Genomic DNA, 25,401 nt, shown 5'->3' with positions numbered 1-25,401 from the left:
TCGCATCGCGCACCCGCAGAACCGAAGGGCGCCCCGCACGGGGCGCCCTTCGGCGTTCCGCGCCGACGCGACCGAAGCGGCGGCGCGGTAGAGAGTCCAGTGGAGCCTAGGGGAATCGAACCCCTGACCTCCTGCTTGCAAAGCAGGCGCTCTACCAATTGAGCTAAGGCCCCCGACCGCAGACGTTGCTGGCCGCTACCAGGTTAGCGACCGCGAACGCTGAAGCGAAACGCGGCCGGAGACGACGAAGGCCCCGTCTGGACGGGGCCCGATCGCGTGGGGATACGAGGACTTGAACCTCGGACCTCTTCGTTATCAGCGAAGCGCTCTAACCGCCTGAGCTATATCCCCGGGAGACCGGATATGACTGTACACGACCCGATCACCTTCCCCGAAATCGGGGCGGATGCTGGCTTCTCAGTTGTTCGTGAAGCCCACGAGCAGCCCACCGGTGAACTTCACCGAGAGGTTGTAGAGCAGTGCGCTGATGGCTCCGAGCGCCGTTCCGCCGACGACGTTGAGCACGCCGACGATGATCGCGAAGAGCATCACCTGGCTCAGCGACAGGATCGACGCGAGGCTCGTCGCGTCGTCGCCCAGAATGTCGGCGAAGACCGAGTCGATGTCCTCGATGATGCCGATCGACTGCATGACGAGCCAGATGAAGAACGTGGCGACGAGGAAGACGATCGCGCCGCACAGCGCGATCAGGAACGACAGCTTCACCGCCGACCAGAAGTCGATGTAGACGAGCTTCAGGCGGACCTGCTTGGTGGGGGTGGATCGCTGCGACTTGCGCTGCAGCTTCTCGGCGACCGTGCTCACAGGGTGTCTTCCTTACTTCCCGGCCTGGGCCGCGGGTGCGGTCTCGGATCCGTCGGGGGCGGAGTCGTTGTCGAGTTCCGCCGTGTCGGCGTCTGATTCTTCCAGGTTTCGCTCGCTGTTGCGCGCGATCGCGATGATGCGGTCGTCGTCGTCAGGTCGCGCGAAGACGACGCCCATGGTGTCGCGGCCCTTCGCAGGCACCTCCGACACGGCCGAGCGGACGACCTTGCCCCCCGCGAGCACGACGAGCACCTCGTCATCCTCCGCCACGATGATGCCGCCGGCGAGCCCGCCCCGGTCGTCGTTGAGCTTGGCGACCTTGATTCCGAGGCCGCCGCGGCCCTGCACGCGGTACTGGTCGACCGCGGTGCGCTTGGCGTATCCTCCCTCGGTGACGACGAAGACGTAGCCGTCGTCGTGGACCACGGATGCCGACAGAAGGTGATCGCCGGCCCGGAAGCTCATGCCGCGCACGCCCGACGTCGAGCGGCCCATGGGCCGCAACGCCGAGTCGCTCGCCGTGAAGCGCACCGACATGCCGCCGCGCGAGATGAGGAGGATGTCGCTCTCCTCCTCGGCGAGCATCGCCGAGACGAGCTCGTCGCCGTCGCGGAGGTTGATCGCGATGATGCCGCCCGAGCGGTTCGTGTCGTATTCGGTGAGCGCCGTCTTCTTCACAAGGCCGTTGCGGGTGGCGAGCACGAGGAACTCCGCCGCGGCGTAGTCGCGGATGTCGAGGATCTGCGCGATCTCCTCTCCCGGCTGGAGGGCGAGCAGGTTGGCGACGTGCTGGCCCTTGGCGTCGCGGCCCGCCTCCTGGATCTCGTATGTCTTGAGCCGGTAGACCCGGCCGGTGGTGGTGAAGAACAGCAGCCAGTGGTGGGTCGTCGTGACGAAGAAGTGCTCGACGACGTCGTCGGCTCGCAACTGCGCGCCCTTCACTCCCTTGCCGCCGCGGTGCTGCGAGCGGTAGTTGTCGCTGCGGGTGCGCTTGATGTATCCGCCGCGGGTGACGGTCACGACCATCTCCTCCTCGGGAATGAGGTCCTCCACGCTCATGTCGCCGTCGAAGCCGAACATGATCTCGGTGCGGCGGTCGTCGCCGTACTTGTCGACGATCTCGGTGAGCTCGTCGCCGACGATCGAACGCTGACGAGCCGGGCTCGCGAGGATCCCCTGGTAGTCGGCGATGAGCCGCTCGAGCTCCTCCGCCTGCTCCTGGATCTTCTGCCGCTCGAGCGCCGCGAGGCGCCGCAGCTGGAGGTTGAGGATGGCCGTGGCCTGAAGCTCGTCGACGACGAGGAGCTGCATGAGCCCTTCGCGAGCCTCCTCCACCGTGGGCGAGCGGCGGATGAGTGCGATGACTTCGTCAAGAGCATCCAGCGCCTTGAGGTAGCCGCGCAGGATGTGGGCGTCCGCTTCCGCCTTCTTCAGACGGAAGGCGGTGCGCCGAACGATGACCTCGATCTGGTGCGCCACCCAGTAGGTGATGAACCCGTCGATCGGCAGGGTGCGGGGAACGCCGTCGACGATCGCGAGCATGTTGGCGCCGAAGTTGTCCTGCAGCTGCGTGTGCTTGTAGAGGTTGTTGAGCACGACCTTCGCGACCGCGTCGCGCTTGAGCACGATCACGAGACGCTGACCGGTGCGGCCCGACGACTCGTCGCGGATGTCAGCGATGCCGCCGAGCTTGCCTTCCTTGACGAGGTCGGCGATCTTGATCGCGAGGTTGTCGGGGTTCACCTGGTACGGCAGCTCGGTGATGACGAGGCACGTGCGGTTCTGGATCTCCTCGACCGTCACGACCGCGCGCATCGTGATGGAGCCGCGGCCGGTGCGGTAGGCGTCGTGGATGCCCTTGACGCCGAGGATCTGCGCGCCGGTCGGGAAGTCGGGCCCCTTCACGCGCTGCATGATCGCGTCGAGCAGCGTCTCGCGGTCGGCCTCGGGGTTCTCGAGATGCCAGAGGGCCGCTGAGGCGACCTCGCGCAGGTTATGGGGCGGGATGTTCGTGGCCATGCCGACCGCGATGCCGACCGATCCGTTGACGAGCAGGTTCGGGAAGCGCGATGGCAGGATCGCCGGTTCCTGTGTGCGCCCGTCGTAGTTGTCCTGGAAGTCGACGGTGTCCTCGTCGATGTCGCGGACCATCTCCATCGCGAGCGGCGCCATCTTGGTCTCGGTGTACCGAGGGGCGGCCGCGCCGTCGTTGCCGGGCGAGCCGAAGTTTCCCTGGCCCGCGGCGAGCGGGTAGCGCATCGACCACGGCTGCACGAGGCGGACGAGGGCGTCGTAGATGGCGGTGTCGCCGTGCGGGTGGAACTGGCCCATGACGTCGCCGACGACGCGCGAGCACTTCGAGAACGCCTTGTCTGGTCGGTATCCGCCGTCGTACATGGCGTACAGCACGCGGCGGTGCACGGGCTTGAGGCCGTCGCGCACGTCGGGCAGCGCGCGCCCGACGATGACGCTCATCGCGTAGTCGAGGTACGAGCGCTGCATCTCGAGCTGCAGATCGACCTGATTGACGCGGCCTCCGGGGCCAGGGCCTGCGTCGTCGACGTCGGTGATGTCGTCGGCCATGGTGTCAGTCCTTCGGTGTGTGTTCAGTCGTGCGGGTGGGCAGCGCGGGGGTGCGGATGCTCGATCAGATGTCGAGGAACCGCACATCCTTCGCGTTCTGCTGGATGAAGTGTCGGCGCGACTCGACGTCCTCGCCCATGAGGGTGGAGAAGACCGAGTCGGCGACCGCGGCGTCCTCGAGCGTCACCTGCAGCAGGGTGCGCGTCTCCGGGTTCATCGTGGTGTCCCACAGCTCCTGGTGGTTCATCTCGCCGAGACCCTTGTAGCGCTGCACCCCGTTGTCCTTGGGGATGCGCTTTCCGGAGGCGATGCCCGCTTCCAGCAGTGCGTCGCGCTCGCGATCGCTGTAGACGTACTCGTGGTCGGAGTTCGTCCACTTCAATCGGTAGAGCGGAGGCTGCGCGAGGTACACGTAGCCGAGATCGATGAGCGGCCGCATGTAGCGGAACAGCAGTGTGAGCAGGAGCGTCGTGATGTGCTGGCCGTCGACGTCGGCATCGGCCATGAGCACGATCTTGTGGTACCGCACCCGGTCGGGGCTGAAGTCCTCGCCGATGCCGGCGCCGAACGCCGTGATCATCGCCTGCACCTCGGCGTTGCCGAGCGCGCGATCGAGACGCGCCTTCTCGACGTTGAGGATCTTGCCGCGCAGCGGCAAAATCGCCTGCGTCTCGGGGTTGCGCCCCTGCACGGCCGAGCCGCCGGCCGAGTCGCCCTCGACGATGAAGATCTCGGAGAGCGACGGATCCTTCGACTGGCAGTCCTTGAGCTTGCCCGGCATGCCGCCCGACTCGAGCAGGCCCTTGCGTCGAGTCTGCTCGCGCGCCTTGCGGGCAGCGAGGCGCGCGGCTGCGGCCTGCAGCGCCTTGCGGATGACGTCCTTCGCCTGCACCGGATTGCGCTCGAACCAGTCGGAGAGGTGCTCGCCGGCGACCTTCTGCACGAAGGACTTCGCCTCGGTGTTGCCGAGTTTTGTCTTGGTCTGGCCCTCGAACTGCGGCTCGCCGAGCTTGATCGAGATGACCGCGGTGAGGCCTTCGCGCACGTCGTCGCCGGAGAGGTTCTCGTCCTTCTCCTTGATGAGACCCTTCTCGCGGGCGTAACGGTTGACGAGCGTCGTCAGCGCCGCCCGGAAACCCTCCTCGTGCGTGCCGCCCTCGTGGGTGTTGATCGTATTGGCGTAGGTGTGCACCGACTCCGAGTAGGCGTTCGTCCACTGCATGGCGACCTCGAGCGCGATGCGGCGCTCGGTGTCCTCCGATTCGAAGCTGATGATCTCGGGGTGGACGACCTCGATCTTCTTCGCCGAGTTCAGGAACTCGACGTAGTCGACGAGGCCTTTCTCGTACAGGAACTCCTCGTGCCGCGGCGCCGTGCTCACACCCTCGCCGGTGTCGGCAGTGTGATCGGGCTGGCGCTCGTCCGTGATCGCGATGCGCAGACCCTTGTTGAGGAAGGCCATCTGCTGGAACCGAGTCCGGAGGGTGTCGTAGTCGAAGTCGACGGTCTCGAAGATGTCGTCGTTCGGCCAGAAGGTGATGGTCGTGCCGTTCGACGTCGAGGCCTCGCCCCTCGCGAGCGGGGCATCCGGAACCCCGTTCTGGTAGCTCTGCCGGTACACGTTGCCCTGGCGACGCACCTCGACCTCGAGCTTCGTCGACAGCGCGTTGACGACCGAGCTGCCGACGCCGTGGAGGCCGCCGGAGACCGCGTAGCCCCCGCCGCCGAACTTGCCACCGGCGTGCAGGATGGTCAGGACGACCTCGACGGTCGACTTCTTCTCGACGGGGTGGATGTCGACGGGGATGCCACGGCCGTTGTCGACGACGCGCACGCCGCCGTCGCGGAGGATCGTGACATCGATGGTGTCGCAGAAGCCGGCGAGGGCCTCGTCGACGGAGTTGTCGACGATCTCGTACACGAGGTGGTGGAGGCCGCGCGGCCCTGTTGAGCCGATGTACATGCCCGGCCGCTTGCGGACCGCCTCGAGCCCTTCGAGAACCTGGATGTGGCTCGCGCCGTACGCCTCATCCGAGGCAGGGGTGGAGGGGGTGGTGGCCATAGGGGATTGCGCTCCTGCCGAGTAGACCGATCGTGCTGGCACGGGCTCAAGAAATGGCCCCGCCGCGACGTGACAATCCTAGCAAAATTACGGCTCTCAGCGGGCTTCTACCGGGCCTCAGGCGCGATTTCTGGATGCTGGCGGTGTGATTCGCTTTCTCACCCGTAGGTGTCGCGTGGACCGCGGCCGGGGATCGACCGCGGGCCGCGCTTCCAGCTCGGCGCTCCCGGCCCGTCGAATCGGATGGACGTCACGCCCGCGTCCGGGTAGCGGCGGAGGATCGAGGTCAGGATCTCGGCCCGCATGAGCCGCAGTTGCGTGGCCCAGGCGGTCGAATCGCACTGCACCGTGAGCACCTCATCCTCGATGCCCACGGGTGTCGAGTGCGCGGCGGTGTCCTCTCCCACGAGCTCCGGCCACGACAGCAGCAGCTCGCCCCTCGCGAGCGGTGACGTCCATCCCATGCGCGCGCTCATCGAGTCGATGACGTCACCGAGGCCCGACGGCTCGCGGCCGGTTCCGAACGGCACGGATGCCCCCCTCACGACCGTCGACCGCTTGCGTGCGTCGCCCGATCGCTTCGCCGGGTCGCCCATGAGCCGGCGCAGTCGCAGGTACACGGCCGCCGCCTCCGACTCGGGCTGCTCGCGGGCCGGCATCAGGCCTCGCTCTCGGGCGGGGCGGTGGGTTCCGTCGCGTCGTCCTCCACGACGGCGCCCCCGGCGATCCGCACCGTCGTCGCCCGCAGCCGATCGGGCACATCTCCCCCGACCGCCGCGGTGATGAGCACCTGCTCGAACCCCTGCACGGCGTCGGCGAGGCGCTCACGACGACCCTCGTCGAGCTCGGCGAATACATCGTCGAGCACGAGGACCGGGTCGCCGGCGACGGAGTCCGCCCGCAGCACGTGCGCCGAGGCCAGCTTGAGCGCGAGCGCGTACGACCAGCTCTCGCCGTGACTGGCGTAGCCGCGCGCGGGGAGCCCGTTGAGCTCGAGCACGAGCTCATCGCGGTGCGGGCCGACGAGCGTGACCGCGCGCTCGAGCTCGGCGCGACGGCGCTCGGCGAGCACGGCGCGGAATCGCTCGCGCGTGACCTCGGGGTCGAGCGGGGCATGCGCCGTCTCGTCGTCGAGATGCGGGTCGGCAGCGTCGCCCTCGATCGAGTGCTGCAGACCCAGTCGTGTGCGGTGATCATCGCCTGCGACGGCCCGGTACGCAGCGGCCACGTGCGGTCGAAGAGCGGCGACGAGCTGCCAGCGGGCGACCATGAGCTCGGTGCCGAGCTCGACGAGTCGGTCGTCCCACACGTCGAGAGTCGTGAGCGCGTCGGCGGGAACGCGGGAGGCCCGCGCCGACTTGAGCAGCGTGTTCCGCTGGCGGAGCACACGCTCGTAGTCGGCGATTACACCGGAGAATCGTGGATTCCGCTGCACCACGAGCGTGTCGAGGAACGCGCGGCGGCCTCCGGGCTCCCCGCGGACGAGTGCGAGATCCTCGGGGGCGAACAGCACGCTGGAGAAATAGCGGGGCAGCTCGCGGACGCGGATCGCCCCACGATTGACCTGCGCCTTGTTCGCGCCCGTACGATTCAGCTGGAACTCGATGACGAGCGCACGGTCGTCGTGCTGGACGCGCATCCGCACGATCGCCGACTCGGCGCCGAACCGGATGAGCGCCTGATCAGTGGAGACACGGTGGCTCGAGACCGTGCTCGCGTATCCGATCGCCTCGACGAGGTTGGTCTTGCCCTGCCCGTTGCGACCGACGAAGAGCACCGGGCCCGGGGCGATCTCGACCTCGGCGCGCGCGTAGTTGCGGAAGTCCGCGAGCGAAAGGTGGGTGACGTGCACGCCGACCGCGCTAGCGCAACAGCAGGTTGGGCTGCAGCAGATAGCGGTAGTTGTCGGCGCCCGGCTGGTCCTTCGACGACTGACTCGTGATGAGCACGGGGCCCGGCTTGTTCGGATTGTCGGTCTTGGTGAACGAGATGCGCACGAACTCGCTGTGCACGGCCGCGAGACCGTCGATGAGGAACTGCGGCTTGAGCGAGACGACGGTATCACCGCCGACCAGGTGGGCATCGATTGTCTCGGAGGCCTGGGCGTTCTCGCTGCCGATCGCCTCGAGAGTGAGGCCATCGACCGAGAAGCTGTAGCGAAGCGCGGCGTCGCGCTCGAGAACGAGGGCCACGCGACGGGTCGCCTCGATGAGCTCGGCGGTGCTCATCACCGCATAGTTGTCGACCGTCTCCGGGAAGAGTCGCTTCACGGGCGGGAAATTGCCCTTGATGAGCAGCGACGTGACGGTCTTCTTGTCGGCCGAGAACGCGATGAGCTCGCGGTCGCCCCCGGTGACGATGGTGACCTCGATCTGCGCCGAGTGGCCGAAGATCTTGCCGAGCTCGGAGAGCGTGCGGGCGGGCACGAGCGCCGTGACGCCCTCGGCGACGGCCGACGACTCCCAGTCGATCTCGCGGACGGCGACCCGGTAGCGATCGGTCGCGACGAGCGAGAGACGGTTCTCGGCGATCTCGAGCTGCACACCGGTGATGACGGGCGTGACGTCGTCGCGCGACGCTGCCACTGAGACCTGGCCGACGGCGTCGGAGAACGCGTCGCCCGGCAGGATGCCGGCGGGGCCGTCGACGACGGGGAGGCTCGGGTACTCCTCGACAGGCATGCTCGAGAGCGTGAAGCGCGCAGAACCGCAGCGGACGGCGATCTTGTTGTTCTCCGTCGTGAACTGGACGGGAGCGTTCGGGAGGCGCGAGGCGATCTCCGACAGCAACCGGCCCGACACCAGGACGGTTCCATCCTCCTCGATGTCCGCGGAGATCGCGGTCTGCGCGGAGACTTCATAGTCGAACGACGAGAGGGTGAGCGTGTTGCCCTCGGCCCGCAAAAGGACCCCGCTGAGGATCGGGAGGGTGGTGCGTTGAGGGAGCAGTTTCACGGCGAACGACACGGCATCGGCGAAGACGTCGCGATTGACCTGGAACTTCACGGGCTCCCTCTCGGTCGTGAATGCTGCGGATGCTGCTGCCCCGGTTGCGGGGGCTTCAATACTGGCACAGGGCTGATGCGGTGCGAACAGCCCGGATTCCTGTCGTTCCGGGCCAGGAAGGGTTATCACCCTCTCTCATCGATTAAGAAGAAGGATTAACAGCGTTAACCGCTGTGCACAGTGTGGATAACTCCGTGGGAAACCCAGAATCAGGCCGAACGACAGTCGTGTGATTTGTGGATGAGTCGCCTCGAAGGTCGTGAAGCGCAGGGGAGCGATCTGCGGGCGTCGTCATCGCCGCTCACACGTTCTCGCCCGCCATCCACAATCCGTGTGCGCGTGTCAGCACAGTTATCCACAAGCTGTCCCCAGTGTGCGAAAACCCCTCCGAACCTGGCAATGGCCTGTGGGAGGACACAAGAACGGCCCGGGCGCAGGCCCGGGCCGCGTCCCGATCTGGCTGCTCTGACGCGCAGATAAAGAGGAATCAGGTCAGCTGTAGCGGTGGTTCTGCTTGATGCGGCTCGTGAGCTCGGTGACCTGGTTGTAGATCGAGCGTCGCTCCTTCATGAGCTCGCTGATCTTCTTGTTGGCGTACATGACGGTCGTGTGATCGCGGTTGCCGAACAGCTGGCCGATCTTCGGCAGCGAGAGATTCGTGAGCTCGCGGCACAGATACATCGCGATCTGCCTGGCCGTCGCCACCGCTTGCGAGCGCGACGAGCCGTAGAGGTCGTCGACCGTGAGCTTGAAGTAGGCGGCTGTGTGATTGATGATGTCGACCGGCGCGATGACGTTGTCCTCGTCGAGCGTGATTAGGTCCTTGAGTACCGTCTGCACGAGCTGCATGTCGACGGGCGTGCGATTGAGGTTCGCGAACGCCGTCACGCGGATGAGGGTGCCCTCGAGCTCGCGGATGTTGCTCGACACCTTGGAAGCGATGTACTCGAGCACGTCGTCACGCACCTGGAGGCGGTCGTTCTGCGCCTTCTTGCGGAGGATCGCGATGCGCGTCTCGAGGTCGGGGGCCTGGACGTCGGTGATGAGGCCCCACTCGAAGCGGCTGCGCATCCTGTCCTCGAAGCCTGTGAGGTGCTTCGGTGGCAGGTCGCTCGTGATGACGACCTGCTTGTTGTGGTCGTGCAGCGTGTTGAAGGTGTGGAAGAAGGCCTCCTGCGTCGAGTCCTTGCCCTGCAGGAACTGGATGTCGTCGATCAGCAGGATGTCGATCTCCCGGTAGCGCGACTGGAACAGGCTCGCGCGGTTGTTCGCGATCGAGTTGATGAAGTCGTTCGTGAACTCCTCGCTCGAGACGTACCGGACGCGGATGCCCGGGTAGAGGCTCTCCGCGTAGTGGCCGATGGCGTGGAGGAGGTGAGTCTTGCCGAGACCGGACTCGCCGTAGACGAAGAGCGGGTTGTAGGCCTTCGCCGGCGCTTCGGCAACGGCGACGGCAGCGGCGTGGGCGAAGCGGTTGGAGCCGCCGATGACGAAGTTGTCGAAGCTGTACTTGGGGTTGAGGCGGCTGTCGCTGCGTCGGTCGCTCGCGTTCACTGGAGTCGAGGTCTGCGGCTGCTCGATGTACGGCGTCGGCTCGATCTTCTCGACGGGGGCGTCGAAACCGTCGTTCTGGATCTCGGGGTTCACGACGATCGCGAAGCTCGTGACGGTCTCTCCGGCGACGCTCGACAGCGCGTTGAGGAGGGGTAGGCGGATCCGCTGCTCGAGCATGCCGCGCGTCAGTTCGTTCGGCACCTCCAGGTAGAGGGTGCCGGCCATGATGCCTCGCGGCTCGACGAGGTTGATGAACCCGTGCAGCTGCGGAGTGATGCGCTCATCCGCAGTGAGGACGCTCTGCACCGAGTTCCACAGCTCGACGGTGGAATCGGGCTCATCCGTCATCGCTGGACTCCTCGGGGGTGAGTGGCACCGGTATCAGCGGCAGCACGGTTCACCGCGGCGCGCCATAGCCCCCCACTGTAGACGGGAGCGGCGCGTCGTTACCAATGGTCTGCGCCGACGGTGGTGATAATGCGCGGGCCGACTCGCGCGGTTTGACCGCGGGCCCCCGCCACCGTACTGTTAACCGGTTGACTTCTGTCCGGGTCGGTTCTGCGATGTCCGGGCACCGCCCGTCGTCGCCGCCCTGCAGTGGCCGAGGAGATAACCATGAGCAAGCGCACGTTCCAGCCCAACAACCGCCGTCGCGCCAAGGTGCACGGCTTCCGCCTGCGCATGCGCACCCGCGCCGGACGCGCCATCCTGGCCGCGCGTCGCCGCAAGGGTCGCACCGAGCTCTCGGCCTAAGACTCCCCGGTGCTCGGGCGGGCTCATCGGGTCACACGCCCGGACGATTTTCGCGCCGCAGTGCGAAAAGGTCGTCGCGCCACCGCCGAGCATGCCGTGTTCCACCGGCTGCGCTCCCCATCTGCCGACGGACCCCGTTTCGGGGTCATTGTCTCCAAGCAGGTCGGGAGCGCTGTCGTTCGCAACCGGGTCAGACGGCGCATCCAGGCCGTCTGCGCGATGGCGATCACGGACATTCCCGTTCCTGCCACGGATCTCATCGTGATCCGGGCACTCCCAGGAGCGGGCGAGATCGACTGGGATACCCTGCGGGCTGAGATCGACGGCGGCGTTCGACGGGTGGTGACGGCATGATGGTGCTGCGGAGCAGTGCGCTCCAGACCATCGCGCTCCTGCCCAGGAACCTCGTCATCGTGCTCCTCCGGGGCTACCGCGCCGTCATCTCCCCGCTCTACGGGGATGTCTGCCGCTACTACCCGAGCTGCTCGGCCTACGCCCTCGGTGCCGTGCAGGAGCATGGTGTCACCCGAGGCGGCTGGCTCGCCGCCCGCCGACTGGCGCGCTGCCACCCGTGGGCCGAAGGCGGCATCGACGACGTACCCGTCCACGAGCACTCCCCCTACCGCCGCACGCGGTTCGGCTTCGTGGCCTCTCAGAGAAAGGGATAATTCCCGTCATGGACTTCTTCAGCCTCATCCTGTGGCCCATCAAGTGGGTCATCGAGGCGATCCTCGTCGGCTGGCACTCGCTCCTCATGCTCGCGGGCATGGATGCCGCCTCCGGCGTGACCTGGGTGCTGTCGATCACGGGCCTCGTGGTCGTCATCCGCGCACTCCTCATTCCCATCTTCGTGCGCCAGATCAAGAGCCAGCGGCGGATGATGGAGATCGCCCCGCAGCTGAAGAAGATTCAGGACAAGTACAAGGGCAAGCGCGATCAGTTCTCCCGTGAGGCCATGTCGCGCGAGACGATGGCCCTCTACAAGCGCACGGGCACCAACCCGCTGTCGTCCTGCCTCCCGCTGCTGCTGCAGATGCCGATCTTCCTGAGCCTCTTCTACGTGCTGAGTGACGCGTACGCCGGCAAGCCGGGAGTCGGGCTCCTGAACGAGCAGCTCTCCCGCCAGTTCGGCGACGCCGAGCTTCTCGGTCTCGCGCCGCTCGGGTCGTCGATGATCACCTCCGACGGCAACGTCTGGGTCATCGTCATCGCGTCGATCCTCGTCGTGCTCATGACGGCCTCGCAGTTCATCACCCAGCTGCAGATCATGTCGAAGAACCAGTCGCCGGAGATGAAGGCGTCTCCGATGTACAAGCAGCAGCGCATCCTGCTGTACCTGCTCCCCCTCGTCTTCGCGTTCTCCGGTTTCGCGTTCCCGCTCGGCGTGATGTTCTACTGGTTCGTCTCCAACCTCTGGACGATGGTGCAGCAGTTCATCGTCATCCGGAACATGCCGACGCCCGGCTCCGAGGCGGCCCTCGCGCGCGAGGCGCGGATGGCCAAGAAGCGGCAGCGCCGCGGCCTGCCGACCATTGTCGAGGACGTGCCGGAACCGTCGGTCGAGGAACACAAGAAGACTCAGCGCCAGCAGCCGGTCGGCAAGAACCGTGCGAAGAAGAAGACGGGTAAATGACCATGACCGATGTGACCGAGCACGAGGCTGCGCAGACCGAGCCGAGCGCGCAGGCGCTCCTCGACGAGGGCGACGCCGCCGCTGACTACCTGGAGGAGCTTCTCGACCTCGCCGACCTCGACGGCGACCTCGAGATCGAGTCCCGCGCCGGCCGCGTCTACCTCTCGGTCGAGTCCGAGAACGCGGATGACCTGCGCCTGCTCTCGAAGCCCGATGTCGTCGCGGCCCTCCAGGAACTCACCCGGCTCGCGGTGCACGCGCGCACCGGGGTGTTCTCGCGACTGATTCTGGACATCGGCGGATCGCGCGACGCGCGGGCCCAGGAGCTCTCGCTCCTCGTGGATCGAGCCGTCGAGCGCCTCGAAGCCGGTGCCTCCTCGGCCGCCCTGCCCCCGATGTCGAGCTACGAGCGCAAGCTCGTCCACGACCTCGTGGCTGATCGCGGCTTTACCTCCGAGTCCGAGGGCGAGGGCGCCGACCGTCACACGGTTCTCCGTCGCGCCTGACCGCTTCGTTTCACGTGAAACATCACGACGGCACTCCCCCGCCAGCGGACGGGCCCGCCACAGTGCACGCCGCGTTCGGTGACGACCGGCGTTCCGATCGGGCTGACGACCCCAGCGGCGCAGCACCGACCACGACAGGCGATCCGCTGAAGAGCCTCGAGGTCGAGCCGGAGTCGGCCGCGACGATCTTCGGCGACCGAATCGAGCTGGGCCGGCGATTCACGCGGGATCTGGCGCTGCACGGCGAACTGCTCGGACTCATCGGCCCCCTCGAGCTCCCCCGCCTCTGGACGCGGCACGTCCTCAACTCCGCCGTCCTCGCGCCCCTCATCCTGCCGGGGGCGCGGGTCGGCGACATCGGCAGCGGTGCCGGTCTGCCCGGTCTGGTGCTCGCAATCGCACGCCCGGATGCTCACTTCGTGCTCATCGAGCCCATGGAGCGCCGCTGCGAGTGGCTCCATGCCGAGGCGGACCGCCTCGGTCTCGACAACGTGACCGTGCTGCGTGCGCGGGCTGAGGACGCCTTCTCGGTCGCGCCTCTCGACCAGGTCACGGCGCGAGCCGTCAGCGCACTGCGCACCCTTATCCCTCTGGCGGCTCCGCTCGTCCGGCGTGGCGGCGAGCTCATCGTTCTCAAGGGTGCTCGCGTGCAGGATGAGGTCGAGGCGGCGCGGAAGCAGATCGCCAAGTATCGACTGTCCGCGATCGAGGTAGTCGAGCTTGGTCGTGGGCTCGTCCCCGAAGCGACCCGGGTCTTTCGGGCTACAGTGGACGCAGCATCCTGAACCCCTCCGATCGAGCTCGATCGATCGAGAGCGGGTGGCAGCGGGTGCCACCGACGGGCGTCGATTCGGCGCCCGTTTCACGTGAAACATCGACTCGGGAGGCGCTCCGATGACGTCGAGCGGCAGCTACGACGAGTCCACTCCCCTCGCTCGGGAGATCGCGGACATCACGCGTCGGCGGATGGCCCTGCAGCAGAGGGATCTGCCGCTGCCCGCCGCGCCCCGCGTGCTTACGGTGTCGAACCAGAAGGGCGGCGTGGGCAAGACCACCACGACCGTCAACCTCGCGGCGGCTCTCGCGCGCTCCGGCGCCCGCGTTCTCGTGATCGACCTGGACCCCCAGGGCAACGCTTCGACCGCGCTGGGCGTCGAGCACCGCGCAGACACTCCCAGCGTCTACGACGTGATCGTCGGCGAGGCCGAGATGGACGACGTCGTCCAGAAGAGCCCGGAGTTCGAACACCTCTACTGCGTCCCTGCCACGATCCACCTCGCCGGAGCTGAGATCGAGCTGGTATCGCTGGTCGCTCGCGAACAGCGCCTGCGCACCGCTCTCGACACGTACCTCCAGGAGGTCGACGAGCCCGTTCACTACGTCTTCATCGACTGCCCGCCGTCGCTGGGCCTCCTCACCATCAACGCGTTCGTCGCCGCGCGCGAGGTGCTCATCCCGATCCAGTGCGAGTACTACGCGCTCGAAGGGCTCAGTCAGCTCCTGAACTCGATCAAGCTCATCGAGAAGCACCTCAACCCCGACCTCCGGGTGTCGACGATTCTCATGACGATGTACGACGGCCGCACGAACCTCGCGCAGCAGGTCGTCGCCGACGTGCGCGAGCACTTCCCCGACCTCGTGCTCTCCACGCTCATCCCGCGCTCCGTGCGCATCAGCGAGGCCCCGTCGTTCGGGCAGAGCGTCATCAGCTACGACCAGTCCTCCGCCGGCTCGCTCTCCTACCTCGAGGCCGCCGCGGAGATCGCTCAGAGAGGAGCGCAGCAGTAATGGCCACCAAGCGCACAGGACTGGGGCGCGGCATCGGCGCGCTCATCCCCATGAGCGACGGCGATCGCGATCGCCCCGTCGACGTGTTCTTCCCTGCGCCGGCGGGCGCCGGTGAGCTCGCCGCGGTGCCGGGCGCCCGTCTTGCGGCGATCGCGCCGAGCGACATCGTGCCGAACCCGCAGCAGCCGCGGACGGAGTTCCGGGAGGAGGAGCTCGCCGAGCTCGTGCACTCCGTGCGCGAGTTCGGGGTGCTGCAGCCCATCGTCGTCCGCGAGCGCGCGGGCGCGGGTCAGGGCGAGCCGCAGTACGAGCTCATCATGGGCGAGCGCCGGCTCCGGGCATCCACCCTCGCCGGCCTGGAGACGATCCCCGCGATCGTGCGCAACACTGCCGATGAGGACATGCTGCGGGATGCCCTCCTCGAGAATCTCCATCGGGCTCAGCTGAACCCGCTGGAGGAGGCGAGCGCCTACCAGCAGCTGCTCGAGGACTTCGGCATCACGCAGGAGCGCCTCGCGGAGCGACTCGGCCGCTCGCGCCCGCAGATCAGCAACACTCTGCGCCTGCTGCGCCTCCCCGAGGCCGTGCAGGCCCGTGTCGCCGCAGGCGTGCTGAGCGCCGGTCACGCGCGCGCCATCCTGTCGACCAACGAGCCCGAGCTCATGCAGCGCCTCGCCGACAGGATCGTCAACGAGGAGCTCTCCGTTCGCCAGGCCGAGGCCGTCGCGCAGCAGTGGAGCGGAGCGGCCGGCACGCGCAAGCAGCGGAAGCCCGCGCCCGGCGGTCGGCAGGCGCAGCTCGCGGAGATCGCGGAGCGCCTCGGAGACCGTCTCGACACGCGCGTGAGCATCGCCCTCGGGGCGAAGAAGGGGTCGATCGTCATCGACTTCGCGACGATCGGCGACCTCAATCGCATCCTCGGCGAGCTCGGGGACGACGGCTTCCGCTAGCGGGTGCGGCGCCCATCGCGCCCACAAAATACCGCTCTGATCAGGGATTTCTCTCTTCGGCCTCGTCGCGGATCGCCGCTTGGGCGAGCGCCGCGTACACCCAGCCGATGTCGTGCCCCGCTGCGTCGAGCGCGAGCGCGATGGTCGAGGTCTCCGTGAGCCCCGGCATGACGCTCGCCTCGAGGAACCACGGGGTCCCTGCGCCGTCGACGATGAGATCGATGCGGCTGAGGTGGCGCAGGCCGAGAGCCCCGTGGGCGGCGAGCGCGATGGCCGTCGCCCGCTCGGCGACGTCGTCGGCGATGCGAGCCGGGGCGTAGAAGCGGGTCTCCCCCGCGTTGTACCGGGCCTCGAAGTCGTACACGCCCGAGAGCGGCTCGATCTCGACGGCCGGGAGGGCGACGGGGCCGTCGCCCGTGTCGATCACGCCGATCGCGATCTCGGTGCCGCGGATGCGCTGCTCGATGATCGCCACGTCGCAGTAGGTGTAGGCGAGCACCATGGCGCGGCGAAGCTCGTCGTCGCTGCTGACGAGACTCACGCCCTGCGCCGATCCGCCCTGCGCGGGCTTGACGGCGAGCTCACCGGGCAGCTCGCCGCGGACCACGGCGAGCACGCTCTCGGCCCCGAGCTCGCGGAAGGCGTCGCGGGTGAGCGTGATCGAGTGCGGGGTCGGCACCCCGGCCCTCTCGACGAGGGTCTTGGCCGCAGGCTTGTCCCACGCGAGGCGGGTCGCCGAGGCGCGCGAGCCCACGTAGGGCACGCCGAGGAACTCCAGGAGGCTGCGAAGCGCACCGTCCTCGCCGCTCGCGCCGTGCAGCGCGGGCCACACGACATCCGGTCGGTCGGCGAGCAGAGCGGGAAGGAGAGTCGCATCCGGGTCTCGCAGCTCGACCTGCAGGCCGTGCGAGGCGAGTGCATCGGCGACGCGTCGGCCCGATCGCAGGGAGACGTCGCGCTCGTGCGAGATGCCGCCGGCGAGGACGACGACGCGCTGCGCCGGGGAATCGGTGGGGGGTCGGGTCATGCGATCGGGCTCATCCCAGGTTCGGCGGCGGGCTGATGACGTGCGGTGCAGGCAGGACGAGATCCACGGGGCCGGTGGGGTGGAAGGTCGACAGCAGCTCCTGCTCGCCGCGCACCACGCTCGCGAGTCGGCGTATGCCCTCCCGGATCTCGTTCGGCGTCGGGTAGCAGTACGACAGGCGCAGATTGGCCCGGCCGGCGCCATCGGCGAAGAACGCGGTGCCCGGTGTGTACGCCACCAGTTCCTTCACCGCGCGCGGCAGCATCGCCTTCGCGTCGAGGCCCTCGGGAAGGGTCACCCACACGTAGAAGCCTCCGTTGGGGTTCGTCCACTCCAGATCGGGCAGGTAGTGCTCGAGGGCGTCGATGAGGGCATCCCGCCGCTCGCGGTAGAGGCCGCGGAAGGTGTCGATCTGGCCCTTCCAGTCGGCGTTCGCCAGGTAGTCGCTCACGACGAGCTCGTTCACGGCGCTCGGCGACAGGATCGCCGACTCCGCGGCGAGCACGAGCTTCTCGCGGATGGCGTGCGGCGCGAGCGCCCAGCCGATGCGGAACCCCGGGGCGAGCGTCTTGGAGAACGACCCGAGGTACACGATGCCGTCGGTCTCGACCGAGCGCATGGCGTGCGGGGCCGGCCGATCGAACCAGAGCAACCCGTACGGGTTGTCCTCCACGATCAGAACGCCCTCCCGGCGCGCGATCTCGATGATCTCGAGGCGGCGCTCCCAGCTCAGCGTCACGCCGGCGGGGTTATGGAAATTCGGGATGAGGTACAGGAACTTGATGCGTCGCCCCGCGGCCCGCAGCGACGCGATGCGCTCGACGAGGGCGGCGGGGATCATGCCGTCGGCGTCCATCGCGATGTGCGACACCTCGGCCTGGTACGAGCGGAAGATGCCCATCGCGCCGACGTAGGACGGCGATTCGGCGAGCACGACGTCGCCGGAATCGAGGAAGAGCTTCGCGATGAGGTCGAGCGCCTGCTGCGAGCCCGTCGTGACCACGACGTCGTCGACACCCGCGCGCACGCCCTCGAGCGCCATGATCTCCAGGATGTGCTCGCGCAGCTCGGGCGTGCCCTGCCCCGATCCGTACTGGAGGGCGCGGGCGCCCTGGTCGCGCATCACGCGCTCCATCGAGCTGCGGATGCTCTCCAGGGGCAGCGCGCTCACGAAGGGCATCCCGCCAGCGAGCGAGACCACCTCGGGGCGCGAGGCGACGGCGAAGAGGGCGCGGACCTCGGAGGCGCTCAGGCCGGCGGTGCGGTCGGCGTAGAGGCCGTACCAGGGGTCGAGATTGGTTCCTTCGCGGGGAATCACGCCATTTCACCACCGATCACGCGGCTGCCCGAAGCGGCAGTGCCTTCCAGGATACGGCCGGAACGACGATCGGCCCGCTCCGGAGGGCGGGCCGATCGTCGCAACGTGAACGGGCGGATGCCCGTGGCGGGGGGTGCCTACGCCAGGAACTCGGCCAGGTCGGCCTCGAGAGCGGGCTTGGGCTTGGCGCCGATGACGGTCTTGACGACCTCGCCGCGCTTGAACACCTTCATCGCGGGGATCGAGGTGATCTGGTACTTCATGGCCGTCTGCGGGTTATCGTCGACGTTGAGCTTGACGATGTCGATCTTGTCGGCGTTCTCGGTCGCGATCGCGTCGAGGATCGGCGAGACGGCGCGGCAGGGGCCGCACCATTCGGCCCAGAAGTCGACCATGATCGTCTTCTCGCTGTTCAGGACCTCCTGCTCGAAGGTCGCGTCGGTGACGTCGCGCGTGCTCATGTGTCTCTCCTTGGGTTCTGCGGATTCTGCGGTTCAGGCGGTCGCCGACGCGGTCTCGCGCGCGGCGTCGTGCAGGGTCTCGAGGTAGTGCTGGGCGTCGAGCGCCGCGACCGTGCCGCTGCCCGCGGCCGTGATGGCCTGGCGGTAGGTCGGGTCGACGACGTCGCCGGCGGCGAAGACGCCCTCGACGCTCGTGCGGGACGAGCGGCCCTCGACGGCGATCGTGCCGTGCTCGGTGAGGTCGACGACGCCGTGCACGAGGTGCGTGCGCGGGTCGGCGCCGATCGCGATGAAGAGGCCCGAGACATCGAGCGTGGTCTCCTCGCCCGTGACGGTGTCGACGAGGCCGACGCCCGTGACGAGGTCGGAGCCGTAGATGTGCTCGACCGTCTTGTTGAAGACGAACTCGATCTTGGGGTCGTTCCTCGCGCGGTCCTGCATCGCGGCGGAGGCGCGGAGGGTCTCGCTGCGGTGGATGACGTAGACCTTGTCGGCGAAGCGCGTGAGGAAGGTCGCCTCCTCCATCGCCGAGTCGCCGCCGCCGACGACCGCGACGGTCTTCTGGCGGAAGAAGGCTCCGTCGCACGTGGCGCACCACGAGACGCCGTAGCCGCTCAGGCGCTCCTCGTCGGCGATGCCGAGCTTGCGGTAGGCCGAGCCGGTCGCGAAGATCACGGCGTGCGCCTCGTGGCGGTCGCCGTTGCCGAGCGTGACCGACTTGACGGGGCCCTCGAGCTCGAGCGACACGACGTCGTCGTAGACGATCTCGGCGCCGAAGCGCTCGGCCTGCTGCTGCATGCGGGTCATCAGGTCGGGGCCCATGATGCCCTCGGGGAAGCCGGGGAAGTTCTCGACCTCGGTCGTCTTCATCAGCTCGCCCCCGAACTCGACGGAGCTCGCGATCACGAGCGGCTCGAGGTTGGCGCGCGCGGCGTAGATGGCCGCGGTGTAGCCCGCGGGGCCGGAGCCGATGATGATGACGTGGCGCATGTCGTTCCTCACGAGGTGGGTGCCGGGCGGGAGGCGCTCCGACACGGGTGACAACTCATCCTAGGTCGGGGGTATTCCGGGGGCGGGCGTGTTCATGGAGCGTTCACCCGGCGCGGCGCCGAAGGTCAGCGCCCGAGCCGCCCGCGCACGAGCGCGAGCGTGCTGAGCGCCTCGGGCACCCGCATCGCGAGCAGGGCTCCTCCGTAGGCGAGCACCGTCGGAACGGCGATGGCGAGGATGCTGACGAGGGCTCCCCCGACGGATGCGCGCGCGAAGCCGTCTCCGACGAGGCCGCCACCGAGCGTGCCCAGCGCCGCGCCGACGCCGAGCCCGACGAGCAGGGCGGGGACGGCGGCGACGATGAACTGCGTCATGCGCCGCGCGATGAGCGGAGCATCCAGACCCCCCAGCCGGCGGCCGAGAACGAGGCCCCCCAGCACCATCTGGAAGGCGCCGGCCGCGGAGGTCACGAGTCCGATGCCGGGCACGATCCAGGCGGTCGGCAGGAGCGAGCACAGCAGCGCGCCGATGATGAAGAACGCCGTGTGCGCCGCCTGCAGCCAGAACGCCGTGCGCGTGTCATCGAGGGCGTAGAAGACGCGCTGCATGACGAAGTACACGCTGAACGGGACGAGGCCGATGACGAACGCGATGAGCACGGTGGCGATCTCGTCGACGGCGTCCTCGGCGAAGATGCGAGCGAACGGCACCGCGACGGCGATGAGGCCGATCGTCGCGAGCGTCATGAGCAGGCCCGTGATCCTGATCGCCTCGGTCGTGTCGACACGCACCGCATCGAGGTCCTTGTCGCGGGCGTGCGCGCTCATGCGGGTCAGATACGCCGTCACGAGCGAGACGACGACGACCGAGTGCGGCAGCATGAACAGCAGCCAGGCCGTGCGCATGACCATGAGCGAGGCGTCGTCGGCCGTCGCGGCCTCCGAGGCGACGCGCGTCTGAACGATGCCGCCGATCTGCATCACGACGATCATCGCGAAGATCCATCCGGCGGCTCGGCCGGTCGCGCCGAGGCCGACGCCGCGCCAGGTGAACTCGGGCCGGTAGCGCAGCCCCGCCCGCCGCCAGAACAGCACGAGAACGAGGGCCTGGACGGCGACGCCGAGGGTCGCAGACCCGCCGAGCACGGCGATCATCTCGGGCGTCCACTCGGATGCCCGCCGGACGTCGGCGTCGAACATCGCGCCGAAGACCACGAGGCCCGCGATCGCGACGACATTGTTGATCGCGGGCGCCCACGTGAACGGCCCGAACACGCGGCGCGCGTTGAGCACCTCGCCGAAGAGCGTGTACAGCGCGTAGAAGAGCACCTGCGGCAGGCACCAGTAGGCGAAGGCCGTCGCTAGGGCGATCTCCTCGCTCGTGAAGCCGCGCCCTCCACCGTCGGAGGAGGCCGCGTACAGCGCGACCAGTAGCGGCGCCGCGAGGGTCGCGAGCACCGCCGCGAGCAGGAACACCACGAGCCCGAGCGTGACGAGGCGGTTGATGAAGCGCTCGCCGCCGTCGTCGTGCACGCTCGCCCGCACGATCTGCGGCACGAGCACGGCGCTCAGCACGCCGCCGGCGACGATCGCGTAGATGTTGTTCGGCAGCTGATTGGCGAGCGCGAAGGTGTTCGCGCCCGACCCGAGCGCGCCGATCGTCTGCGTGAGCATGACGGCGCTGACGAAGCCGAGCAGGCGCGACACGATCGTGCCGGAGGCGAGCACGAGGCTCGCGCGGCCGACGCCGCCGGAGCGGTCCTCCGGCACGCCGTCGGGCAAGCCCTGGCGAGGATCGTCGCTCACGCCGTCTCCTCCTCGCCGCGCTGCGCGCGCAGTCGCCGTCGCATCCGTCGTCGGCGGATGTCGCGGGACAGGCCGAACGCGAGCAGACCGCCCACGAGCACCGCCATGACGACGATCGCCGCGGTCTCCCACCCTGCCTGCAGATTGAGCAGAACGCTCGTCGACTGGCCGACGGGCTGGTCGACGGCATCGACGAGCGACACCGTGATCGGCACCTCCCCGTTCGTGAGCGACTGCACGGGCACGAGCGCGCGCGTCTGCGACTGCGGCTCGACGATCGTCTCGACCCGGCGGTCCTCGACGAGGAGGCGCCCGGTGGCGCTGTCGACGCGGACGAAGACCCTGATCGCCACGTCGAGCGCGTTCTGCACGGTCACGGGAAGCGATGTGCGGTCGGACAGCAGCGTGATCGTGCTGCCCTCGACGATCTGCACGCCGGAGCGCAGCTCCTGCGAGGCCTCCACGAATCGAGTCGCGGCCTCGCCGGTCTCCTCATCCCATCCGAGGGAGAGCGCGCCGAGCAGCTCGAGCCTCCGCTCGTCGGTGATGAGCGCGGGCTCGACGGCCACCTCGGCGAAAGCGCGGTCGGCCGCCTCGGCGTCGAGCATCCGCCCCACGTCGACGAGGCGATCCTCGGCGATCGCGGCGTCGATGACGCCGACCCCGGGCCCGGATGCCGCGCTCGCTGTCGCAAGACTGCCCCCGCGCGCCCACGGCATCGCCTCGATCGCGCCCAGCAGCTCGAGCAGCCGCAGAGAGTTGCCCAGCCGGTCGCGGCTCAAGGTGAAGAACGGCACGACCGCCGCGTCGGAGGCGCTCGAGGCCGCGATGAGCGCCGACACGCGCGCCGCCGCGCTCTCGAACTCCTGCTCGGTCGTGGCGGCGACCGTTTCGCGCGCCGCCAGGGAGAGCGCGTCGTCGCTGCGCAGGACGCGCAGATCGCCCGCCTCGGCCACCAGGCCCCGGCCGCCGTCGAGGTTGCCGCTGCCGATGATCGCGGCGCGCACGCCCGATTCCGCGAGCACTCCGAGAGCGCTCGCGGTCGCGGTGCCCTCTCGCGGCCAGGCGAGCGAGTCGATGTCGTGGGGCCATGCGCTGAGCTCATCCAGCGTCGGGAGGTCCTCGGCGTCGTCGCTCGGGGCGGGTGCTGCGGAGGGCGAGGCGTCAGGATCGTCGGGGGCATCGGACGGTGCGGGGCTCGCGTCCCCGCCGTCCGCGCCCTCCGGTTCTCCGGGGCTGAGAACGCTCGGGTCGAGCGCGGCTCCCGCGCCCTCGATCGGCGGAAGCGGAACTCCACGGGCGTGCGCCGTCGCGAGGGGATCGGCGTCGGCCCAGGCCAGGGCGAACGTGTCGTTGGGGATGAGGGCGAGGCGGTCGAGGAACGAGATCGCCGACTCGGGAGCCGCCGTTCCGAGGATGCGGATCGACGCGATGACCCGGGGATCGACCCCGATGGCGACCTCGCGCCCCGCGACGGCGTCGAGGGTGCGGATGAGCAGACCGCCGGGCGTCGTGAGCACCTCGAGATCCTCGGCGGGGATGAACGCGCCATCGAAACCGGGAGCGGTGAGCGGCACGGCGGAGACGACGGTCGCCGTGGGCGGTGTCGCGTCCTCGGGCACCCAGACGACGGCGGAGCGCCCCGAGCCGAGCATCCGGCCCTCCCCTTCCGCCGTCACCTCGACGACTCGAGGCCCCCAGGTCCCGGCGAACCCGACGTCGTCGGACTCGGCGCGCAGCACGACGGTGGCGCTCGAACCCGGCTCGAGCGCGGGGAGCGCGACGGACGAGACCGGGGCGAGGCGGACATCCGCGTCGCTCTCGCCGAACCAGGCGGCGAGCGCCGCCGGATCGGCGGGCGAGTCCGCGGCGATCGACATCGTCGCCGTGCCGGAGGGCGTCGCTTCCGTCGATCGATTCGTCGCGACGACGCGCAGCTCGAGCGGGGAATCGGGGCCGACGATGCCCGCGCCGAGCGGGGCGATCGTGAGCCTCAGTCCGCTCATCCCTGTTGCCTCGGTGGTCGCCCGGGCGGTGGGGGCAATGCCGGCGGGCGCCGCGAGCAGAACGAGCAGGAGCATCGCCAGGAGCGCTCGCAGCGGGGTCGCGGGCGCGGAAGAACCCCTCCGCTCCCGCTCGGCCGACATGCTCGGAAGTCTAGACTCTGGTGACTATGCAGAGCGTGGCCGAGGCCCTCGACCGGCTGCGGGCACTCGCCGCCGCCGAGCCGCTGGCGACCCTCGCGACTCGATTCGAAGCCGCGGGCCACGAGCTCGCCCTCGTCGGCGGGCCGGTGCGCGATGCCTTCCTCGGCCGGCCGGTCAACGACCTCGACCTCACGACGAGCGCGCGCCCTGATGACATCATCCGCATCGTCGCCCCCGTCGCGAGCGCGCACTGGGACATCGGGCGGGCCTTCGGCACGATCGGGGCGCGCATCGGCGCCGACACCGTCGAAATCACCACCTACCGCTCGGACGCGTACGACCCCGACTCGCGCAAGCCCGAGGTGGCGTTCGGCGACACGCTCGACGGCGACCTCGAGCGACGCGACTTCACCGTCAACGCGATGGCCCTCCGCCTGCCGTCGCTCACGCTCGTGGACCCGAGCGGGGGCTTCGACGACCTCCTCGGCGCGCGCCTCCGCACTCCGATCTCGCCGGCGCGCTCGTTCAGCGACGACCCCCTGCGCATGCTGCGCGCGGCGCGGTTCGCCGCTCAGCTCGGCCTCGACGTCGACGACGCGACGCTGCGGGCGATCGAGGGGATGCGCGATCGCATCGGCATCATCTCGGCCGAGCGTGTCCGCGACGAGCTCGTGAAGCTGCTCTCGACCTCCTCCCCGCGTCGCGGCCTCGAGCTCCTCGTCGTGACGGGCCTCGCCGAGCTCGTGCTGCCGGAGCTGCCGGCCCTCAGGCTCGAGGTCGACGAGCACGCCCACCACAAGGACGTCTACGAGCACTCGCTCACCGTGCTCGAACAGGTGATCGAGCTGGAGGCCGCGCGCGGCTCGGGGCCGGATGCTCCCGCCGACGTCGTGCTGCGTCTCGCCTCTCTCCTCCACGACATCGGCAAGCCCGCGACGAAGAAGGTCGAGCCGGGCGGGGCCGTGACCTTCCACCACCACGACGTCGTCGGAGCCAAGCTCGCGCGCAAGCGGCTCACGGCGCTGCGCTTCGATAAGGACACGATCGTCGCGGTGTGCCGGCTCATCGAACTGCACCTGCGCTTCTTCGGCTACAGCGACGCTCCGTGGACGGATTCGGGCGTGCGGCGCTACGTGCGCGACGCGGGGGATCAGCTCGAGCGGCTGCACATCCTCACCCGGGCCGACGTCACGACGCGCAACCGCCGCAAGGCCGCGCGCCTCCGCGGCGCCTACGACGAGCTCGAGGAGCGCATCGCGGCGCTCGCCGAGCAGGAGGAGCTCGCGGCCATCCGCCCCGACCTCGACGGCGAGCAGGTCATGGCGATCCTCGGCGTCCGTCCTGGCCCGGTCGTCGGCGAGGCGTACCGGTTCCTGCTGGAGATGCGGCTGGACGAGGGGCCCCTCGGTGCGGAGGAGGCCGAGCGGCGACTGCTGGCCTGGTGGCAGGAGCGTGACGGCGCCTCCTGAACTGGCGCCCGGCATCCCTCATCGACTACGCTGTGCAGGTTGCCCGGGGCCCTGTCCCCAGTGGGCGACTGATGCCATACCCTCCTGCTGCAGATCGTCTGCAGCCGTTCGAGTCCGAAGGAGGTGGGTGAGTCATGCATCAGTACGAGTTGATGGTGATCCTCGACCCCGAGATCGACGAGCGCACGGTCGCTCCGAGCCTCGACAAGTTCCTCAACGTCATCCGCAATGACGGTGGGAACATCGAGAACGTCGATATCTGGGGCCGTCGTCGCCTCGCATACGAGATCCAGAAGAAGAACGAGGGCATCTACGCCGTCGTCAACTTCACCGCGAACCCCGCGGCCACGCAGGAGCTCGACCGCCAGCTGAAGCTCAGCGAAGCGGTCATGCGCACCAAGGTGCTGCGTGCCGAGGAGGCCGTCGCCCGCGTCGCCGCCTTCGAGGCGAAGGCTGCGGAGAAGGCCGCGTCCAAGTCCGCTCGCGAGGCCGCCAAGGCCTCCGCGCCCAAGGCCGCGGAGTAGT

23 protein-coding genes and 2 tRNA genes are annotated in these 25,401 nt (G+C 68.8%); 10 read left to right on the top strand and 15 right to left on the bottom strand.

Annotated features, from left to right (window positions below; all coding sequences use genetic code 11):
• Positions 1-100 precede the first annotated feature (100 nt).
• The 9 genes from FHX53_RS10720 to dnaA all read right to left on the bottom strand — a co-directional run bounded on the left by FHX53_RS10720 (position 101) and on the right by dnaA (position 10,377).
• Positions 101-173, bottom strand: a tRNA-Ala gene (locus tag FHX53_RS10720).
• A 104-nt stretch (positions 174-277) separates the two neighbouring features.
• Positions 278-351 (bottom strand) — tRNA-Ile (locus tag FHX53_RS10715).
• A gap of 66 nt (positions 352-417) precedes the next feature.
• The gene (locus FHX53_RS10710; protein WP_182491329.1) at positions 418-825 is read right to left on the bottom strand and encodes a DUF3566 domain-containing protein; all 408 of its coding nucleotides are present in this window, start codon (positions 823-825) and stop codon (positions 418-420) included.
• A gap of 12 nt (positions 826-837) precedes the next feature.
• Positions 838-3,408 (bottom strand): DNA gyrase subunit A, encoded by a 2,571-nt coding sequence (gene gyrA / locus FHX53_RS10705; RefSeq protein ID WP_182491328.1) that lies wholly within the window; start codon positions 3,406-3,408, stop codon positions 838-840.
• A 64-nt stretch (positions 3,409-3,472) separates the two neighbouring features.
• Entirely contained in the window at positions 3,473-5,470 is a 1,998-nt protein-coding gene (gene gyrB, locus FHX53_RS10700; RefSeq protein WP_182491327.1) for a DNA topoisomerase (ATP-hydrolyzing) subunit B, read from the bottom strand.
• A gap of 158 nt (positions 5,471-5,628) precedes the next feature.
• Positions 5,629-6,129 carry a DciA family protein gene (locus FHX53_RS10695; RefSeq protein ID WP_182491326.1) on the bottom strand — a complete coding sequence of 167 codons (501 nt, stop codon included), beginning with the start codon at positions 6,127-6,129 and terminating at the stop codon, positions 5,629-5,631.
• A complete protein-coding gene (gene recF / locus FHX53_RS10690) occupies positions 6,129-7,322 on the bottom strand; it encodes a DNA replication/repair protein RecF (RefSeq protein ID WP_182491325.1) in 1,194 nt (397 codons plus the stop codon). Before recF ends, FHX53_RS10695 begins: the two co-directional genes overlap by 1 nt.
• Before the next feature lie 10 nt (positions 7,323-7,332).
• On the bottom strand, positions 7,333-8,475 hold the full coding sequence (gene dnaN / locus FHX53_RS10685; protein WP_182491324.1) for a DNA polymerase III subunit beta: 1,143 nt from the start codon (positions 8,473-8,475) through the stop codon (positions 7,333-7,335).
• Positions 8,476-8,967: 492 nt separating this feature from the next.
• Positions 8,968-10,377, bottom strand: coding sequence for a chromosomal replication initiator protein DnaA (dnaA, locus tag FHX53_RS10680; RefSeq protein ID WP_182491323.1), 1,410 nt, complete (start codon positions 10,375-10,377; stop codon positions 8,968-8,970).
• A gap of 267 nt (positions 10,378-10,644) precedes the next feature.
• On the opposite strand from dnaA, the gene rpmH reads away from it, so the two are divergent.
• From rpmH to FHX53_RS10640, 8 genes are all read left to right on the top strand, one after another.
• Entirely contained in the window at positions 10,645-10,782 is a 138-nt protein-coding gene (gene rpmH, locus FHX53_RS10675; RefSeq protein ID WP_022881903.1) for a 50S ribosomal protein L34, read from the top strand.
• A gap of 9 nt (positions 10,783-10,791) precedes the next feature.
• Positions 10,792-11,136, top strand: coding sequence for a ribonuclease P protein component (rnpA, locus tag FHX53_RS10670; RefSeq protein WP_182491322.1), 345 nt, complete (start codon positions 10,792-10,794; stop codon positions 11,134-11,136).
• Positions 11,133-11,450, top strand: coding sequence for a membrane protein insertion efficiency factor YidD (gene yidD, locus FHX53_RS10665; RefSeq protein WP_246335639.1), 318 nt, complete (start codon positions 11,133-11,135; stop codon positions 11,448-11,450). Before rnpA ends, yidD begins: the two co-directional genes overlap by 4 nt.
• 8 nt (positions 11,451-11,458) lie before the next feature.
• Positions 11,459-12,415, top strand: a complete 957-nt coding sequence (gene yidC, locus FHX53_RS10660) for a membrane protein insertase YidC (protein ID WP_182491321.1) — start codon at positions 11,459-11,461, stop codon at positions 12,413-12,415.
• A 2-nt stretch (positions 12,416-12,417) separates the two neighbouring features.
• Positions 12,418-12,921, top strand: coding sequence for a Jag family protein (locus FHX53_RS10655; protein WP_182491349.1), 504 nt, complete (start codon positions 12,418-12,420; stop codon positions 12,919-12,921).
• 146 nt (positions 12,922-13,067) lie between these two features.
• Positions 13,068-13,706: a 16S rRNA (guanine(527)-N(7))-methyltransferase RsmG gene (rsmG, locus tag FHX53_RS10650; protein WP_182491348.1), complete on the top strand. Its 639-nt coding sequence runs from the start codon at positions 13,068-13,070 to the stop codon at positions 13,704-13,706.
• A 109-nt stretch (positions 13,707-13,815) separates the two neighbouring features.
• The gene (locus FHX53_RS10645; protein WP_182491320.1) at positions 13,816-14,709 is read left to right on the top strand and encodes a ParA family protein; all 894 of its coding nucleotides are present in this window, start codon (positions 13,816-13,818) and stop codon (positions 14,707-14,709) included.
• Entirely contained in the window at positions 14,709-15,659 is a 951-nt protein-coding gene (locus FHX53_RS10640; protein ID WP_182491319.1) for a ParB/RepB/Spo0J family partition protein, read from the top strand. The genes FHX53_RS10645 and FHX53_RS10640 overlap by 1 nt, the downstream gene beginning before the upstream one ends.
• A gap of 40 nt (positions 15,660-15,699) precedes the next feature.
• On the opposite strand, the gene FHX53_RS10635 is transcribed toward FHX53_RS10640, so the two are convergent.
• The 6 genes from FHX53_RS10635 to FHX53_RS10610 form a co-directional block, all read right to left on the bottom strand.
• Positions 15,700-16,686: a D-alanine--D-alanine ligase family protein gene (locus tag FHX53_RS10635; protein ID WP_182491318.1), complete on the bottom strand. Its 987-nt coding sequence runs from the start codon at positions 16,684-16,686 to the stop codon at positions 15,700-15,702.
• A 10-nt stretch (positions 16,687-16,696) separates the two neighbouring features.
• Entirely contained in the window at positions 16,697-18,004 is a 1,308-nt protein-coding gene (locus FHX53_RS10630; protein WP_182491317.1) for an aminotransferase class I/II-fold pyridoxal phosphate-dependent enzyme, read from the bottom strand.
• 137 nt (positions 18,005-18,141) lie between these two features.
• On the bottom strand, positions 18,142-18,465 hold the full coding sequence (trxA, locus tag FHX53_RS10625) for a thioredoxin (RefSeq protein WP_182491316.1): 324 nt from the start codon (positions 18,463-18,465) through the stop codon (positions 18,142-18,144).
• Positions 18,466-18,498: 33 nt separating this feature from the next.
• Positions 18,499-19,455: a thioredoxin-disulfide reductase gene (gene trxB / locus FHX53_RS10620; RefSeq protein WP_182491347.1), complete on the bottom strand. Its 957-nt coding sequence runs from the start codon at positions 19,453-19,455 to the stop codon at positions 18,499-18,501.
• 125 nt (positions 19,456-19,580) lie between these two features.
• Positions 19,581-21,260 carry a lipid II flippase MurJ gene (gene murJ, locus FHX53_RS10615; protein ID WP_182491315.1) on the bottom strand — a complete coding sequence of 560 codons (1,680 nt, stop codon included), beginning with the start codon at positions 21,258-21,260 and terminating at the stop codon, positions 19,581-19,583.
• Positions 21,257-23,407, bottom strand: a complete 2,151-nt coding sequence (locus FHX53_RS10610; protein WP_182491314.1) for a DUF6049 family protein — start codon at positions 23,405-23,407, stop codon at positions 21,257-21,259. The genes murJ and FHX53_RS10610 overlap by 4 nt, the downstream gene beginning before the upstream one ends.
• A gap of 26 nt (positions 23,408-23,433) precedes the next feature.
• On the opposite strand from FHX53_RS10610, the gene FHX53_RS10605 reads away from it, so the two are divergent.
• A complete protein-coding gene (locus tag FHX53_RS10605) occupies positions 23,434-24,876 on the top strand; it encodes a CCA tRNA nucleotidyltransferase (RefSeq protein WP_182491346.1) in 1,443 nt (480 codons plus the stop codon).
• A gap of 134 nt (positions 24,877-25,010) precedes the next feature.
• Complete coding sequence (rpsF, locus tag FHX53_RS10600; RefSeq protein ID WP_182491313.1) at positions 25,011-25,400, top strand: 30S ribosomal protein S6; 390 nt, start codon at positions 25,011-25,013, stop codon at positions 25,398-25,400.
• Position 25,401: the final 1 nt, after the last annotated feature.

This window comes from Microcella alkalica (genome assembly GCF_014137945.1).
Classification (GTDB): domain Bacteria; phylum Actinomycetota; class Actinomycetes; order Actinomycetales; family Microbacteriaceae; genus Microcella; species Microcella alkalica.
The sequence above is the reverse complement of the archived record's forward strand: the minus strand, read 5'-3'. Positions and strand labels throughout refer to the sequence as shown.